The sequence below is a fragment of the Sunxiuqinia sp. A32 genome (genome assembly GCF_052690465.1).
The window spans coordinates 225,438-244,560 of sequence record NZ_JBQYLI010000002.1 but is presented as its reverse complement, the minus strand read 5'-3'; the positions used below and the strand labels follow the sequence as shown (position 1 = coordinate 244,560).

Here is a 19,123-nt window from a genome sequence, read left to right as displayed (position 1 = left end):
TATTTAATTAAGCACATAAAATATGAAAACCCCAGGATAAAACATCCCGGGGTTTCTTATTGGTTATTTTTCAGAATTCTTTTTTGGAAAACGCAGATATCAATTATCCGCACTAATTATTTGAGGCATTTCTGCATACCAATCCAACACTTTCTTTTTTAGTTTTTTTGTGATGTCAGGGTGTTGATCTGTAATATTTTCAGACTCTTCTTCGTCTGAAACAATATTATAAAGTTGTGGGTTTGATCCGTCAATATTGATGAGGAGTTTATAATCACCGTCGCGGATTGCAAGATCGGGATTGTCCGTATTCTTATTCATTTTTGTAATTCCGGATGGTCGTTGCCACATAATTGGCTTAGTTCGTTTGGATGTTTCAATTCCCAGCATGCTTTTACTCATGTCAACTCCATCATATGTATCCTTTTTATATTTTTTCGCACCAACAAATTGGATAATAGAGGGAGCAAGATCAATTCCGGCCATTACTGTTGTTGAATTGGTTTTTCCAACCTGCTCAGATGAAATAAACGAAGGTCCCCAAATTATGAGGGGTTCTCTTATACCACCTTCATACAGGTTCCCTTTATGGCCGCTAAGCGGGCCAGGAGAACCTACATTTTTAGCAGGTCCATTGTCGGCCGTAAAAATGATTAGCGTATTATCCCTAAGTTCTGGACTGTTTCGAATAAAACTGAAGAGTCGTTCCAGCTGGTTGTCCATTTCTTTGATTACACCTGAATAACGTGCTTGTGTGCTTAAGTCGCCCCTAAGATGTTTAGGCGGTTCATTAGGAGTATGCATATCATCTGGCCAAAGGTTAACGTAAAACGGCTTACCTGCTGCCTGAGCATTTTTTATTGCCTGAATTGCTCTGGTGACGTAAGTCTCTGTGCAATCTTCCCGTTTTATCCAATGTATTTCACCTTTGCCCAAAGCTGCAGACATCTTTTCCAGCCCACGCGTGCTGTCTGGTAAGTTGAGTGTTTCATAAGTTGCAAGGTAGCGTTCTCCAATTCCTTCGAACTGAGTGACGGATTCATCAAATCCATATTCTGTAATGTACGGGACGTCACCAACATCACGACCGCCGCCCATGTGCCATTTCCCAATGTGAGCAGTGTAATAGCCGGCATCTTTCATGTTTCGCGCAAGGGAAGGTGCTTGAAGGTTTAAATAATCCTTCATTCCTCTTTTTACATTGGCTTTATGATCGTTGATAAATGAGGTAATTTCCCATCTTGACGGATATTGCCCGGTGGTAACAGCGACACGAGAAGGTGAGCATATCGGTGCATTTACGTAGAATTGTGTAAATCTGATGCCTTCATCGGCTAGTCTGTCAATATTAGGAGTCTCATGTGTGGTGTTCCCAAAACAAGCTAAATCACCATACCCCATGTCGTCAATAAAAACAAACAATACATTCGGTTTTTCCTTACTAAAAACGGTAATGGTACTAAGGAAAAATAATAGAATACCACTAATAAATGATTTTGTCATATTGGTTATAGATATAATAGGTTAAAATATTAACCAAATATGAGAATTTTAGCATGGTAATATTGGCAATAATGTTCTAAGTGTAGCATTATTGTTTGAACAATGAAAAATTTGATAATGGGGGCAGGGATTTACTCTGATGCCCCATCTGTTGCTTGTTTTGTTCGGAAGCTGGATGGTGAAACTTCAAATATTTTTTTGAAAGTTCTGCTGAAATAATTGGGATCGTTGAATCCAACTTTGTAGGCAACTTCAGACATTGTAAGCTCTGGTTCTTCAATTAATAGCTTTTGTGCTTCCTTTATTCTGATCGTATTAATAAACTCAGTTGTACTTAAATCCAGTATCTGTTTAAGTTTGTTGTGCAATAACGTTCGTCCGATGCCTAGTTCTTTTGTTAATGAGCTAACTCCAAATTCAGTATTTTCAATATTTTCCAGTACAATCGAAGTAATCTTCTCAATAAAATGCTGATCGCGGTTTTTGATCGGATAGTCGACATTTAAGTTCCCGAATTTGATGAAATGCTTTTTTAGATTGGATTTGGCCAGCAAAATATTTCGAATCCGAAGTTCCAATTCAGAAAGAATAAAAGGTTTTGGAACATAGTGGTCTGCACCAACCTCAAAGCTTTCAATTCGTGTTTCTACATCCGATTTTGATGTAAGCATTAGTATTGGGATGTGGCAAAATTCAAAGTTTGTTTTGATTTCTTTGCAAAGTGTAATTCCATCCATTTTGGGCATCATTAAATCTGTCACAATTAAATCAGGAACATGTTTTTTTATTGTCTTAAGAGCTTCCTCTCCATTTGATGCAGTGTGGACTTTATAGGATTTACAAAAATGGTCGTATAAAAACGTTAGAAGTTCTTTATTATCCTCTACAAAAAGAATTTCAAATTTTTGTTTGGCATTTGTTTCAGAAGTGCTTCCATTTTCTTCAATTGTCTGGCTTGCCAAATTTTCAACCATGCTTTTGTTGAATTGAATATGACTGTTTAGTTCAGCATCTTGGGCAATTTCAGTATATGGAAGTTTCACCGTGAATGTGGTTCCTTCATCCAGTTTGCTTTCCACTGATATTGTACCATTTAAAAATTTGACCAGGCTCTGGGTTAAAGTCAGACCTATTCCACTACCATGATACTCGTTATTTTCATCTTCTGATTTATAGAATAAGTTGAAAATCTGATCTAATTGTTTTTTATTCATTCCAGGCCCGGTATCGGACACTGAGATTTTTAACATTGAATTCTCTTCTTCGGTTGTTGTTGCAATCTTCAAGGTAATTACACCATTTCTGGGCGTGAATTTGAAAGCGTTACTTAGTAGGTTGGAAACAATTTTCTCAATTTTATCTGGATCAAAACTAACATTTAGGCTATCTCTTTCAGAAATGAAAATATAGTCGATACCTTTTCGGTTGAATAAGGTATTGTAGGCTTCAAATACTTCTTTCAAATATTGAATAATATCACCCGATTGTAGGTTTGGCTGAGCATGATCTGTTTCAATTTTGCGAAAATCCATCAACTGATTGATAAGGAATTGAAGCCGCAAGGCATTTCTCCTTAGTGTATTGGTCTTGTTTTTTATGTCATCTGGTATGTTGTCTTGATTGAAAAAGCCATCCAGAGTGGCTAATATAATGGTAAGTGGTGTTTTAAATTCATGGGATATGTATGTGAAAAAATTGATCTTGTGTTTATGAATTTCACGAAGCTTGGCTTTTTCAATCTTTTCAATTTTTAATACCATTTTTTCTTTATGCCTTACTTCATTGGCGTGATAAAGCAGGAACACAATGCCAGCTAATATTAAGGCATAAATCATGTATGCCCAAATAGTTTGAGTGAACGGTGGAAGTATGATTAATTTAATACTTCGTTGACGGTCATTTGGAAAATTGTAGCTGTTTGTAGCCTTTATTTTAAAGGTATACTCACCTGGCGAAAGGTTGGTGTATGTTGCACTTTGGCTATTCTTTACTGATTGCCAGTCCGAATCAAAACCTTCCATGTAGTAGAAGAAATTGTTTTTGCCTTTTGAATAAAAATCTAAAGCAATAAAATCAAAGCCTATTACATTTTGATTATGCTTTAAAGTTATTTCGCTGGTAATATCAATATCTTTTTCAAGGGCTGAATTTTCACCTGGCTCGACAGATTGATTGAACAGTTTGAAATCGGTAAAATGGACAACCGGCTTATTGTTGGTAAACTGGATGTTTTTAGGATTGAAATAAGTTAATCCATTGACAGCTCCAAAATACATGGTACCGTCATCCGCTTTGTAGTAGGACTTGAAGTTGAATTGGTTTCCAACTAAGCCATTATCAACGGTGAAATTTCGTATTTCACCTGTCTCAAAGTTAAATTTACAAATGCCTTTGTTTGTGCTTATCCAAAAGTTATTCTCCGAGTCTTCCAAGATTCCATAAACAACATTATTGGGCAGTCCGTCTTCTGTTGTGTAGGTTTTAAACGTTTCATCTTCAGGATTAAAGTGAGAAATGCCACCACCTTTGGTTCCAAACCAAATTTTACCATCCGAGGCAATGCAATGACATATGAAAGTATTGCTTTGCAGGTCATTTGTGCTGTCCTTTTGAAACTGGGTTACTTTATCATTTTGTGGATTGTATCTGAATAATCCCTGGTTGTTATACGTGCTGAACCAGTAATTTTTTTTATTGTCCTGAAAAATGTCATAAATAAATTTTCCACGGAAAATTTTCGGTTTAAAGCGTGTGAAGATGTTCTTTGTTTTATCGTAACAATCCACACCAACCATGGTGCCAACCCAAATAATATCAGCTGAATCACAATACAGAGAGAAAACAAAATTATGCGTCAAACTTTGCGGATTCCCTGGTATATGTGAGTAATTTTTAGTCTCAAGGGTTTTAGGATTAATACAATTTATTCCTCCAAAGAAGTTTCCCGACCATACGTTATTATCCCGATCAATTGTTAGCGCATGTACGTTACTGCTTATTTGAATAGCTCCATCTTGAGGAGTATTTAAAATATGAGAGAACGATTTTTTATTGAGATCATAAATTGCAATTCCTGCATCTTCGGTAGCAAGCCATAATTTGTTGTCCGGACCTTTTATTATTTGACTAAGTGCTTTCCCCTTTAAATCATTAGGCTTAATCCCTGGTTTTATGGTTGAAAAGCCAGCGTTATTTGGGTTGTAAATATTTAGTCCTCCAAAATAAGTGCCTATCCACATGATATTTTCACGACTTTTAAAGATCTTATAGACAGCATTATCATTAAGCGAGTTAACAGTGTGATCAAAAGATTGAAGATAGTGCTCATACTCATGAGCTTCAAGGTCGTAGATGAATAATCCTTTTTCTGTTCCAATCCAGAAACGTCCATCAGTATCTTCATACATATCACGCACAAAGTACATGGGATGCACATCAGTCTTTTGTTCTTTTAATGGAATAGGCTTAAAAGATTCAGTTTCCAAATCTAAAATTAGCGGCCCATGTTTAAAGGTCCCAACCCAAACCCGATTCTTGGAGTCTATCATTAAATCTGAAATAGGAGAAGGAATATAATGAGGTAATCCTCTAACATTTCCGGTATAAGTTTTTAAAATTTTTCCATTTTCATTAAAATGTAAAATTTGCTGGCGTTTATGAGCCCATAAACTTCCATCATTGGCTTCAACAACTTTACTGATGTTTGCACCGAATGGAAATTGAGAAACAATTTTTCCTTTTTCTGAAACAACAAAAGCTCCTTTAACCCCGCAGGCAATAATTTTTCCCTTACTGGATTGCATAAGACTACGAACCAATCCAACTGGCTGATTATTAAAATAAATTCGGGTAAAGTTTTCTTCTTGAGGGTTGTATATGCAAAGGCCATTTGGTGTACCTACAAATAAAGTTCCTTTTTTAGTAACAAGTAAAGAAAGTATTTCATTAGAGGGAATTGAATTTTCTGTATTGTCAGTATAGTAGGTTTTAAAACCGTAGCTGTCATATCTGTTTAAGCCATCTCCACTTGCTATCCAAATAAATCCCTCTTTGTCTTGTTCAATATCATTTACAGTATTGTACGATAATCCTTCGCTTACCGTAATATGTCGGAATGTTTTTTCTTGTGAGAAAAGCGTATTAGAGTTCGACAGAAACAATGCTACAACGATGAAAAGACCCAGATACTTCATGCCCCTAAAATTACTTCGAGGAAAAATACCATAAAAAGCTGACATATGGAATTGATTAGCACCAATGTTTTATATTCAGCAATATTGTTCATTTTTTTAGCAACGGTTCAATATGGAACAATCGTCATTTAATTCGGAATAAAACTACTTACCGGAGATGATAGATTTGTCTAAATTTAATCTTTTCATTATCAGTAGTTAATCGAAGAACATTTTTTCTCAATAAGTAATAACTATTTTGAATAAGCTTAAATACTATAAAAATTAAAAATGAATATCAGGAATTTATATTCAGTGGTTTTGTTCATGACCTCTTTTATATCTGTTTATGCAAAGGATGTGAAAGCAAAACACCAAAATCCGAATATCGTTATCATCGTTGCAGATGATTTAGGATGGGGTGACGTCGGATTCCACGGAAGTTGGATTAAGACTCCTCACTTAGACAAATTATCAGAAGAGGGTGTCCAGTTATCAAGGTTTTATACCGCACCAGTGTGTTCTCCGACGCGAGCTGGTCTGCTAACTGGAATGTATCCAAATCGTTTCGGATTGCGAGAAACAGTTATTCCACCATGGCGAGATTTCGGAATCGATCCATCAACTACCTTTCTTCCTGAATTTCTTGGGGAGCACGGTTATAAAAACAGGGCAATCATCGGGAAGTGGCACCTTGGGCATTCTCGTCCCGAATATTATCCATTAAATAATGGATTCACTCATTTCTATGGACATCTAAACGGTGCTATTGATTATTTTACGCACGAACGTGAAGGTGAATTGGATTGGCACAATGACTATGAATCAAGTTATGACAAAGGGTATTCTACAGATTTAATAGCAGAAGAGGCTGTGCGTTCAATTCAAAATTATTCAAAAGAAGGCCCTTTCTTTTTGTATGTTGCTTTTAACGCTCCTCATTCTCCACTTCAGGCAAAAACTGAAGATCTGAAAATGTATGGATTTGACGAATCTCAACCATTATATTCAAAGAAGGAAGGCAAAAATGCAGAAGGACAGGGAAACACGCGCAAACAAACATATGGTGCTATGGTGACCTGCATGGATCGCGGAATTGGAAATATTTTACAGGCTTTGGATGATCTTCAGATTGAAGAAAATACACTCGTGCTATTTTTTAGTGATAATGGTGCTGACGAAGGCTCCGGTGGTGGTTCGAGCGGTGAATTACGCGGACATAAATTTCTTGAATATGATGGTGGCGTTCGGTCCCCGGCAATTATTCGCTGGCCCCATGGATTAACGAAAACAAAGCAGATTGACCAATTGACAGGTTTTGTGGACGTATTTCCAACGATATGCGAGATTGTTGATCCAGGAAGCAGCCGAAACGAATCCTTTGATGGGATTAGTATTTTGAGCGCTTTAACCGACAATAAAACCATTGATTCACGCACGTTTTATCTGGGGTTCGGAGCGGTTATACAAGATGAATGGAAAGTGATTCGACCAAATTATAATCCAAAAATGCAATTGCAAGAGGATGTTTTATATGAGCTGAAAGATGATCCAACGGAAGAGACAGATTTGGCGTCAAAATATCCTGGTGTGGTAAAAGAACTTGTTGATCTGGCCGAAAAATTTGATACAATAAAACCCGCAAAGGAAGTACTTCCTTTTGGTGCTGGGCGTGAGAACTTTGTTGCACCCAAAGAATGGAACATATTCATAGAAAAATGATTTTTAAACTGATAATTATGAAGCTAACTCATTACGTGTTAAGTAAGAAGTTGAGTCTGTTTGCGTCTTCGTTACTATTGCTTTTGCCGGGAGTTGGTAAGAGTGGAAATACTGTTTCTGAAGAAAAAACAAATAAAAATATTCTGGTTTTTATCGCTGACGATTTGGCTCGCAATGAGCTGGGCTGTTATGGCGGACAAAATGTTAAAACACCAAACATCGACCGCTTTGCGAAAGAAGGCGTTCGGTTTAACCAGATGTATGCATCCGAAGCCATGTGCGCTCCAACACGAGCTTCAATTTATACCGGATTATATCCGGTTAAACATGGTGTTTATAAGAATCATGCAGCAACAAAGACCGATGTGATAAGTATTGTCCAGTATATAGGAAATCTAGGTTATCGGGTCGGACTTACCGGTAAAACTCATTTTAAACCTGAGTTGGTTTATCCGTTTGAGATCATTGATGGATTTGAGAAACGATCGGTGAGTAAAACCGCAAATTACAAGACGGATGGAATTGTTGAATTCATGAATAGGCGAGAGGATCAGCCATTTTGCCTCATCGTGTGCAGTACACTACCACATGCACCATGGACAGCAGGCGATCCTTCAGTATTCGATGCCGAAAAACTGAAACTTCCTCCTCATTTTGTAGACAATAAAGAGACTCGTCAGGCTTTTATCAAATATTTAGCAGAAATAGCCTATTTAGATAAGCAGTTTGGTGATGTTCTTTCGGCACTTAAATCTACAAGTGATGAATCAAATACGATTGTAATGTTTTGTGGCGAGCAAGGACCACAGTTTCCAGGTGGTAAATGGACAAGTTGGGATTACGGCCAGAAGAGTGCATTTATTGTTCGGACTCCGAAAGGCGCCATGAATGGTAAAGTTTCTGATGCTTTATTGCAATACGAAGATGTGCTTCCAACTTTAATCTCTTATGTTGGCGGAAAAGTTTCGAAGGAAATGGATGGTGAAAGTTTTCTGCCTGTTTTAAACGGAGAAAAAACCAATCATCGGGAATGGGCATATGGTATTCATAATAATTTCCCTGAAGGAACTCCATATCCGATAAGGAGTATTCGAAATAATCAGTATAAATTGATTGTCAATCTTTCACCAGAGCTCAAATATTTTGAAAAGCATTTAATGAATCCAAACAAAGAAAGTTATTGGGACAGTTGGGTTCGAGATGCAGAAACAAGTGTAGAAGCAAAACATTGGGTTGATCGTTATATTAGCCGACCAGCTATTGAATTCTACGATATAGAAAATGATCCATGGGAATTGAATAATTTGGCTTCAGAAGAAAATTTACAGCCAATAATTCGAAAAATGGAGAAGGAACTATATAATTGGATGAAAAAGCAAGGCGACCCTGGTAAGGAACTGGATGTGGAAGTGCCTAGAAAGTCTTAATCGAGAGAATTCCTCGGGGCTTTGCTCTGGGGGACCTTCTATTCGCCTTAAATTACATCAAAAATAAAGGAGGATTGGCCTTACTATTCTCATCCGTTCCGTTCAAAAAATGAGGGACTCCTGCAAAAAAATAACAGATGATCAGTAAACTCATATTTTTTATTGGTCATCTGTTATTTTTTAGCGGTATTCTATCAAAATCCTGAGGTCATTTCTCATTTTCCACCAGTCATCTGTTAAAACCTGTTGATAAGCTTTTAGATCACTATAATCATTTGTTATTTCCCGGTAATTAACTGTTAAAAAGACAATAGTTGTTGTTCATTTTCAGTGCTTAATAGTTTTTATTATTCAAGCAGCAGGACAAATGTTCTGCAGTCTGTACTTATGTTCTACCCGTATTGTTTGGTCATGTTTGAAGAAGCATAAAGAACAATAATCCCCTAGGTTGAAAATAATTCCTAATTATTGGGAAGTTGAGATTCTATTTTTGAGCTTCTAACAAATCCTAAATTTTCAATTATGAGAAAAAATCTGATCATTTTATTAATGTTCTTTTCTTATTTTGTATCCTATGGACAATCCCATTCGGTTACTGTTTCCGGAATCGTCAAGGATTCTGATGGGCAGTTTATCCCCGGAGCGACTATTGTTCTAAAGGGTACTACTAACGGGACCATTAGTGACTTTGATGGCTCCTATACATTAAAAAATGTAGAATCGACAGATGTAATCCTGTTTAGCTTTATTGGGTTTAAAACACAAGAAATTCTTGTGGGAAACCAGGATGTGATTGATGTTGTGCTTGTTTCCGACGATGTTACCATGGATGAAGTCGTGGTAGTTGGTTATGGAGTGCAGAAGAAAGAGAGTTCGGTTGCAGCTATTTCACAAGTTGAAGGCGAGACTTTAAAAAGAGCAAGTACTACTTCATTGTCCAATGCTCTTACCGGACAGGTTCAAGGTGTTTTTACGGTTCAAACGGATGGTGAGCCAGGAAGCGACGCTGCGAATGTTTTTATTCGTGGTAAATCTTCATGGGTGAGTAATAATCCACTTGTATTGGTCGATGGTGTTGAAGGTAACTTTAATGATATCGATCCTAACGAGATTGAAACCTTGTCTGTATTGAAAGATGCCTCGGCAACTGCAGTATTCGGTGTGAAAGGTGCAAATGGTGTAATCCTGATTACCACCAAACGTGGACAGGAAGGCGGTATTAAACTTACATTCAATTCTGAAGTTGGGCTAAAGAACCCATTGCTTCGTCGGAATATGTATGACAGTTATGAAACTGCTCTGATTATGAATGAAGCATTCAAAAATGATGGTAGTTGGAACCTGCTACTTTCTGATGATATCATTGAACATTACCGTACACAGGATATGCCTTATATGTATCCAAATACGGATTGGGCAGATATTTGTGTGAGAGATTTTGGTATTAGTCAAAAGCAGAACGTTAGTGTTTCCGGCGGTTCAAAGCATGCCAGAATTTATGCTTCCTTTTCTTATTTGTATGATGGTGATATTTTAAAAACGGTTGAGCAACCCGAATATGACCCATCCTATAAATATAACCGCTACAATTATCGTGTAAATATGGATTTTGATATTACTCCATCAACGGTATTATCTATGAATGCTGGTGGATTTATTGGAATTAAAAACCAACCAAATGAGTCGGCTTCGATTCGGACCTATCGTCCGATCTTTATGTTGGGGCCTATGGTGATTCCGAATGAATATCCTGCATCGATACTTGAACAATATCCTGATCCTGCGCACCCTGAAGAATCAGGAGCGAGGGCGGCAAGTACTGGTGTTATTAATGCTAATAATCCATACAACGCCATTAACTACAGTGGTTATAAAGAAACCAAAAAGACTGGACTGACAACAACTTTTGTATTAAAGCAAGATTTGGATTTCATTACGAAAGGTTTGTCTGTAAAAGGTAAGGTGGCTTTTAACCATGACGAAGCGTATTTGAAGAACTATAATTTCGACAAAGTAACTTATAAGTTATTATCAGACGGTACCTGGATGAGATATAAGGGGCGTGATAATACTGATGCGGAAGGAGCCGAATTGCCCATTACTCCAGGAGATGAAAATATTACCAGTGATCCTTTTAGAAGTTGGTATTATGAAGCTTCAATTAGTTATGCCCGAAAATTTAAAGAACATAATGTATCTGCTTTGTTTTTGGGACAAAGACGTACCTGGCAGAGCAATGTAGCTTTCCCTCACTATGAAGAGGGTGTTGTAGGTCGTGTTACATACGATTATAAAACAAGGTATCTGGCAGAAGTAAACCTCGGATTAAATGGTTCTGAGCAATTTGCTCCAAAAAATCGATATGGTTTTTTCCCTTCCTATGCCGTAGGTTGGAACCTGCATCAGGAAAAATTTATGGAGGCACTGCAACCAATAATTAACCGTGCGAAAATTAAGTATTCGTATGGTGAAGTTGGTAGTGACAATGCTGGTGGCCAGCGTTGGTTGTATACTTCATCGTATTCTAATAGTGCGACTAATCAAGATGAATTCCATCCAGGAACTGCAGATAATCCAGGAACTAATATAACTCCGATCGTGGAAGGCGATGTTGCCAACCTCAATGCGACATGGGAACGCGCTATCAAGAAAGACCTTGGTATTGAACTTGGTTTTTTAAAGAATAACATGTTCCTCTTAACGATGGACTTTTTCTCGGAAAATAGGGACCAGATTCTTTTGAGTCGTTTATCTCTTCCTGATTGGTTTGGTGTGAATGCAAAACAACAGAACCTGGGTGCAACCGAGACTAAAGGCTATGAAGTAGAATTAAAATATACCGGCGGTCAACTTCAAGGTTTGAGTTATTGGGCAAAGGCTGGTGTTAGCTTTAGTGATAACCGGATTATCTTTAGAGATGAACCTTATTATAAACCGGAATACCAGAAAATGGCTGGCCGTCGTATCGATCAACTATTTGGGTATGTAACTACCGGCTATATTGATAATGTTGATGAAAGGGCTGCTATGCCTCGATATGGTAGTGGCATTGTTGGTCTAGGTGATGTTACCTACATTGATTTTAACGGTGATGGAAATATTGACACCAATGATGAAGTGCCTATAGGCTATGCCGGAACCTATCCATTGTATTTCTATACTTTTTCCGGAGGCTTGAATTATAAAGGTTTTGATTTTGATTTTACTTTCCAGGGAGCATCAAAAACTTCCAGAAATATGATTGATGCTTTCCTTTGGCCTTTGCACCGGTTAGCTAACCAATATTTCGATTACCAGAGTGATTACTGGACACCAGATAATATGGATGCCAGGTACCCTGCGCTACATATGGACAGTAATCGCGCTCAAAATAATACCAGCGATGGAAAAGTAACTACAACCAGTATACGTGATGCTTCATATGTGCGATTAAAAACTGCCCAAATGGGGTATACAATTCCTGAAGATTTCTTATCAAAATATAGAATTGGAAAATGCCGGATTTACCTGCAGGGGAATAACTTGTTTACCTGGTCTCCGGATTACCCGATTGGTGACCCCGAAGGAACTGATGCTGGTAATGGAAACCTGACCTTTGGTTATTACCCATTGATTCGCAGAGTAACCTTGGGCTTACAAGTAACATTTTAATCACTAAAAACCTGTAAATTATGAAAATACATATTATAACATTTCTCATTTTGCTGGGAGCCTTTTTCGTATCATGCGAAAGTGATTACCTGGATAAAATGGAAGAATCTGAAGGGTACGATTTTAGTGATGTGTTTGAAGATTCTGTCAATTTTAAGAATTTCAATGACAAACTGATTGTGACCCCAATGCTAAAACGTCATCATGCAAATCAAGATCCACTTGGTGATTATGATGATATTTCCGACAACTCTATTTCCGGTCCAAACTGGACAGGTGTTCCATCTGTGCAAGCAGCTAATGGCGATTTCTATCCAATGAGGACCAACGGAGCTGCTTTGATGTGTAATAATGGTACTTGGTCTCGAATTTGGAACCAGATACGAATTGCTAATATTTGTATTGAAAATATTGACTATTATCCTGGAGATGTATCTTCTCGCGATGTTATCCTTGGAACTAGCTACTTTTTCAGAGGCTATGGCTATTTTGAGCTAATACGTCGTTGGGGAGGAATGCCATATATGTACAAAGCGCTTGCAGCTGATGCAGAAATGGACCTTCCACGTTTACCTTACCAGGAATCAATATTGTTGGCTGTTGCTGATTTAGATAGTGCAGCAATGTACCTAAAACCAGTAATTGAAGAAAGTGATTGGGGAAGGCCAACACAAGTTGCGGCTTTAGGAATGAAAGCAAAGGCTTTGGTTTATGCTGCCAGTGAATATGCCACCATGCAACCTGGAGCACAGGGAGATTTATGGGATGATGCAGCTCTTGCAGTTGATGCAGCAATTAGGTTAGCAGAATCCAATGGCTACGGTTTGGTTCCGATGGACAAGTACTACTACATCTTTAAAGAAGATGAAGAAGAAGTATATACCAAAGAAATATTATATGGACGCCGCTATGATCATACATGGGGATCTAACTCATATAAACGTCGCTATCGTCCGCCAGGCCAACTTTCAGGCCAGTATGGAACTGCCCCAAACCAGTTGTTGGTAGATTGTTTCGAAATGCAGGAAACAGGTCTTCCAATTAGTGATCCGGCTTCGGGCTATAATCCTCAGGATCCTTATGTGGGAAGAGATCCACGCTTTGCTGAGACTATTATAACAAATCAGCAAAAGGTGATGGGAAAAACCATGCAAATCTGGGATAAGGATGAAACCAAAACGCCTGCAACACTTGGGTCTAAAGATTTAGGCTATTCGGATGGTACGGTTAATATGGGTTATACAAAGACCGGATATTATAACAACAAATGGATGGGTAAGACATTTAAAGCCAATTTGAATATGCACTATCCAGAGCTGAGAATGTCTGATTTGTATTTGTTGTTTGCTGAAGCTGCCAATGAAGCATGGAGCAATCCGACACAAATTAATTCCTCTTGTAAATATTCTGCCGAGGCTGCTTTAAATATCGTCCGCAATCGCGCTGAGATGCCTGATGTTGCTTCCAAATATTTAGCAAAAGACGCATTTAGAGAAAGAGTTCGCAACGAACGTCGTATTGAGCTATGTTTCGAAGATAACAGGTTGTTTGATATACGCAGGTGGCACATTGCACATTTGCCTGAAAACAGGGACATGTGGAAAATGGAAATTGCAAAAGTAGGAGTCAGTGAAGAGTATCCAACAGGATTCAGGTATACGCCAAGACTTTACCAACAAAGGGTTTTTGAAGAAAAACATTACCTGTTTGTCATCAAGTTAGATGATACCAATATTGGACCTAACTTTTTACAAAACCCAGGGTGGTAATTTTCTAAACCATACAAATTAAAAGATATGAATTTATACAAAAATATACTTGTCGTATTTAGTTTATTATTCCTGTTCAGTGCGGTAGATATATCTGCACAGAACTCGAATAAGAAGGCAAAGAATATAAAAGTTTCCCTGGAATCAATGATCGTGGATCAAGATGGTAATCCAGTGAAGGGAGCTTCAATATATTCTTCCAAGTCCAGGATGTATACTAAAGCAACTGCTGAGGGGAAGTTTGAATTCAAAACTTTCACAGATGACATGTTGGTAATCAAGGCTGATGGCTTTGAATCAAAGATTGTTGCATCGACTGATGAAGCTTTAAAAAGTAGAAAAATAGTTATGGATATGGCAAAAGCATTAGAGGGTGAAAATAACCAGATAATGTTGCCATTTGGAACAACAACCGAGCGCAGGAGTGTCGGTGCTTATTCAGTAGTAAAAGGTGACGAATTAGAGCATACTCCAACCATGTCGCTTCAAAGTGCATTGGGTGGAAGATTAAATGGATTATTCCAATTGCAAAATACCCTGGTACCTGGATGGACAAACCATAATATGTTTGTTCGAGGCGGATGGGGTGACTACACTGTTATTGTAGACGGAGTAGAGCGTACTTTGGATTATATCGAGCCAGAAGTGATTGAGAGTGTTGAGCTGTTAAAAGACGCAACAATGAAATCATTGTATGGTGGCTTGCAGTCAAATGGTATTTTGTTAGTCACCACAAAACGAGGGAAAGCATATGAAAATAGTGTTCGTATCAATGTTGAGCATGGTGTTCAAACGCCAACAAGGTTGCCTAAGTTTCTCGATTCTTACGATTATGCTACCTACTACAATCAAGCGCTTGCAAATGATGGATATGGTCCTATGTATGATCAAACAGCGCTAAATGCGTATCAAAATCATACCGATCCAATTTTGTATCCGGATGTTGATTATTACGATGAGTTCTTAAATAAGAACTTTACAATGACCAGAATCAATACTCAGTTGAGCGGTGGAAATGAGAAGTCGAGGTATTTTGCGCACATTGGTTACCAGGGAAATGGTGGTTTGGAAAAGCACACCAATTATCCCAATTCGGATGATATTTTGACAGTGCGTACATCTGTTGACATGGACGTAGTGGATTTCATTACTGTAAGTGCTGGATTTAATGCAGCTTCGCAAATAAAAGAATGGCCAAATATTTCAACTCAGGCCTTTTTTGATCCACTGGCTGCACATCATCCAAATGATTACCCAATATTGATACCTGGTGAAATGGTTGGTGATCCTAATGAAGAATATGTGATTGGTGGTACTGCTGAAAAGCAAAACAACCCTTATGGCTTATTAACAGGACGCGGGTATGCTGAACGTCGTTACACGTATATTCAGTCTGATTTTGGATTGACATTTGACTTGGACCAATGGGTAAAAGGTTTGAAAGTAAAGCCTTTCGTTTCATTTGATGTGTATAATGTTGAAACCGCAACAAAAGGTGCAACATTTACAGTTTACGAACCTGTTTATGATGCAGCTTCCGGGGAAGTTACATTTAACCAATGGGGTAATACTACTGAGGCAACCAGCCAATCTCGTTCCGAAGCAAATGTGCGAAGAAATTATGCACTTAACCTGACATCCACTTATGACAGGACTTTTGGAAATCATGATATTCATGGGATTCTGAATTTTTTCCAGTCTCGAAACGAGATCCGTAATGTAGATGAGGATCCACGTAGACAAAACCTTGGTATACATGTAAGTGATATGATTGCTGATAAATATATCCTCGAGGCCAATATTAATAGGGTGGGAGTTACTTCATTTTCAGAAGACAATCGTTACGGTTATTTCCCTTCTTTTGGAGCAGGATGGATTTTGTCAGAGGAAGATTTCCTTTCTGATTCAAAAGCAATTGATATGTTGAAGCTTCGTGCTTCTTATGGTATTTTGGGATCAACAACCTATACTGCCGAAGGCGCTTTTTCAACTCACTTGTACCAGGATATCTGGAGACAAAACGGAACAATTTCGCTGGATGGTGAAAATTACCTGGTATCGATGGATAAAACTGGTAATCCAAATATTGGTTTCCAAAAGAGTTATGAATTCAACGTAGGTGTTGACGCTGTATTGTTTGACCGCTCAACTCGTATCAGCTTAGGATATTTTAATAATATTAATGATGGTTTTATCGGTGACCGTGGAAATATTACACCAGGGGTCATCGGTAAAAATGAGGCACTTCCTATGTGGAACTTTAAAAAGTTTGGACTGCAGGGAATTGAAGGTGAAATATGGTACAACCGATTTATTGGTGAACTTGAATTTAATTTAGGTGCCAATTTTACTTATGGTATCTCGAATCGTATTGCTGATGGCGAACCGGATTATCCTGCTGATACTTTCAATGGTTTGATTACACAGGGGCGTCCGGTTGATGCAATCATGGGACTTAATGCAATTGGTGTTTTTGCAGATCAGGCAGATATTGATCAATCACCGCTACAAATGTTTGGTCCGGTTCGTCCTGGCGATATAAAATACGAAGACGCAAACAATGACGGCTATGTAGATGAACGTGATAGGGACGAGATTGGTAATTCAAGTCCACGCCTTCAGTTTGGATTAAATATTGATCTCAAATACAAAGGATTCAATTTGAATGTACTCGCTGTTGGATATGGCAAATATGAGCACTTATTGGGGAATCAGTATTATCAAATCTACGGAAACAGAAAATATTCACAAGTTGTTGTGGATGGTCTGCCTAATGGTAATGCACACCCTCAATTATCTGCTTTAGCAACGCAAAATAACTTTGTAAACTCTAACTACTGGATTATTGATGGTAGCTTCCTAAAACTGAGAAATGTTGAATTGGGTTACACGTTGCCTCATAAACTGACTCAGCGTTTTGGAGTGAATGACATCAAAGTATTTACGAGAGGATATAATCTGTTGACATTGTCGAAAATTAAAGATTTGGATCCTGAGAATATAAATGCAGGGATTGAAAACTTCCCACTGTGTTCTACACTTTCAGCAGGAATTTCAGTTTCATTCTAAATCATGAACCATTTAAAATTATCAAAAATGAAAAGATTGTTCAAATACAATATATTATTCCTGATACTTGCGATGGGGTTTGGGTGTTCTGAATACCTGGATCCTTCATTGGACGGATCATTGACTGAAGAGCAGGTTTTTACCAACGAGGCATATTTTAATGGTGTTTTGAATACCGTTTATAATAGTTTGCCTGATGTGTATAACTATATGCTGGATTGTGCGACAGATAATGCAGTTACCAATGATTATAGTTCCGACTATTTCAAAATGGGAACTGGTGCATTGCGTCCAAACATGAATCCAGAATCTAACTGGGTAAATGGATTTCATCAAATTAGAAGGATCAACCAGTTCCTTGAAAAAATGGTACTTGATACAACTGGGACAAAACCATTTTTAACCCCAGTTCGGTTTGTACGATTAGGAACAGAAGCCGATAGCATTGATAATATCAATACATTTTATAGAATGCTTGGTGAAGCATATTGCCTCAGAGCTTTTTATGAGGCTGATTTGTTGAGAACTTTTGGAGGGATGACCACTACTGGTGAATTTCTTGGAGTGCCAATCGTAACCAAAGTGTTGACTATTGATGAGGATTTGAATCTACCTCGCAATACCTATCAGGAATGTGTTGACCAAATCAGCAATGATTGTGACAGTGCGATCAAATATTTGCCGGTTGAATATACGGGAACCAATGCTGTATTAGGAGCAACTATGAATGGTAGGGCAACTGGTATTGCTGCCATGGCTTTAAAAGCAAGGGTATTGTTATATGCGGCCAGTCCTGAGTTTAATCCTGCGAATGATCAGGTCAAGTGGGAACAGGCTGCAGTTGCAGCCGGAGATGCTCTTGTTGCTATTGGAGGGTTGAAAGACTTACCTTCTATTGATGATTATTATTTCAATAAACTGAATAATAAAGCATATAACATTCGTGATATTTTCTTGCGTGGTAATGTACAGAGTGGTAATCGTGGCTTGGAAAGTACGAATTATCCACCATCTATGTATGGAAACGGAAGAGTGAATCCATCTCAAAATTTCGTAGATGCATTCCCCGATGCAGCAGGATATCCAGTTAGCGAAAGTGCTACTTACGATGTTGAGAATCCATATGCAAGCCGCGACCCACGCTTGGATAAATTTGTTGCGTTGAATGGAACATCATTGGGGCAATCAGGCTACCACACGATTGAAACTTTTGAAGGTGGTATAGATGCCTATAATCCATCAACAAATACTTCCCGTTCAGGATATTACTTAAAGAAGTTGCTAAAATACAACAATGTAAGCTTGATACCTGGTCAGTTAACCGGTACTGCAAGAGCTGCAGTTCATCTTGGATCTCCTGAGTTGTATTTGAATTTTGCTGAAGCAGCTTTCGAGGCATGGGGAGCTACTGGTGATCCAATGGGATATGGTTTTGATGCTGTTTCTATCATTACAAGAATCCATAAACGTTATGGTGCAGGAAATGAATACATGAATACAGTGGCTGTAAATGATGAAGGATTATTCCGTGAACTGATCCATAATGAAAGACGGTTGGAGCTTAGCTTCGAAGGCCACTATTTCTGGGATATTCGCAGATGGGAAAGTTCTGAAGATCTAACTGAGATTAATACAGTTGTAACTGGTGCTACAATTACTCAAGATCCAGTTGGGGATTTGAGTTACGATATGAATGTTGAACTGGAAAAAAGATTGTTCAATTCCATTTATATGCCACTTCCTTATGATGAACTATACAATTCACCTGCTTTAGTTCAAAATAAAGGGTGGGAATAATTAATAACATTAA

Annotated in this window: 8 protein-coding genes; 6 read left to right on the top strand and 2 right to left on the bottom strand. The window is 38.0% G+C overall.

Annotated elements, in window-relative coordinates; all coding sequences use genetic code 11:
- Nucleotides 1-99: 99 nt before the first annotated feature.
- Entirely contained in the window at nucleotides 100-1,503 is a 1,404-nt protein-coding gene (locus tag ACUNWD_RS02940; RefSeq protein ID WP_445586270.1) for a sulfatase-like hydrolase/transferase, read from the bottom strand.
- Nucleotides 1,504-1,634: 131 nt separating this feature from the next.
- Nucleotides 1,635-5,696 carry a hybrid sensor histidine kinase/response regulator transcription factor gene (locus tag ACUNWD_RS02935; RefSeq protein ID WP_445586269.1) on the bottom strand — a complete coding sequence of 1,354 codons (4,062 nt, stop codon included), beginning with the start codon at nucleotides 5,694-5,696 and terminating at the stop codon, nucleotides 1,635-1,637.
- 270 nt (nucleotides 5,697-5,966) lie between these two features.
- Between ACUNWD_RS02935 and ACUNWD_RS02930 the strand changes: the two genes are divergently transcribed.
- The 6 genes from ACUNWD_RS02930 (at nucleotide 5,967) to ACUNWD_RS02905 (ending at nucleotide 19,110) form a co-directional block, all read left to right on the top strand.
- On the top strand, nucleotides 5,967-7,397 hold the full coding sequence (locus ACUNWD_RS02930; protein ID WP_445586268.1) for a sulfatase-like hydrolase/transferase: 1,431 nt from the start codon (nucleotides 5,967-5,969) through the stop codon (nucleotides 7,395-7,397).
- A gap of 17 nt (nucleotides 7,398-7,414) precedes the next feature.
- Nucleotides 7,415-8,824: a sulfatase family protein gene (locus ACUNWD_RS02925; protein WP_445586267.1), complete on the top strand. Its 1,410-nt coding sequence runs from the start codon at nucleotides 7,415-7,417 to the stop codon at nucleotides 8,822-8,824.
- A gap of 522 nt (nucleotides 8,825-9,346) precedes the next feature.
- Nucleotides 9,347-12,475: a SusC/RagA family TonB-linked outer membrane protein gene (locus ACUNWD_RS02920; RefSeq protein WP_445586266.1), complete on the top strand. Its 3,129-nt coding sequence runs from the start codon at nucleotides 9,347-9,349 to the stop codon at nucleotides 12,473-12,475.
- Between the two features lie 20 nt (nucleotides 12,476-12,495).
- Entirely contained in the window at nucleotides 12,496-14,244 is a 1,749-nt protein-coding gene (locus ACUNWD_RS02915; protein WP_445586265.1) for a RagB/SusD family nutrient uptake outer membrane protein, read from the top strand.
- Nucleotides 14,245-14,271: 27 nt separating this feature from the next.
- On the top strand, nucleotides 14,272-17,313 hold the full coding sequence (locus tag ACUNWD_RS02910; RefSeq protein WP_445586264.1) for a SusC/RagA family TonB-linked outer membrane protein: 3,042 nt from the start codon (nucleotides 14,272-14,274) through the stop codon (nucleotides 17,311-17,313).
- Between the two features lie 27 nt (nucleotides 17,314-17,340).
- The gene (locus ACUNWD_RS02905; protein WP_445586263.1) at nucleotides 17,341-19,110 is read left to right on the top strand and encodes a RagB/SusD family nutrient uptake outer membrane protein; all 1,770 of its coding nucleotides are present in this window, start codon (nucleotides 17,341-17,343) and stop codon (nucleotides 19,108-19,110) included.
- Nucleotides 19,111-19,123 lie beyond the last annotated feature (13 nt).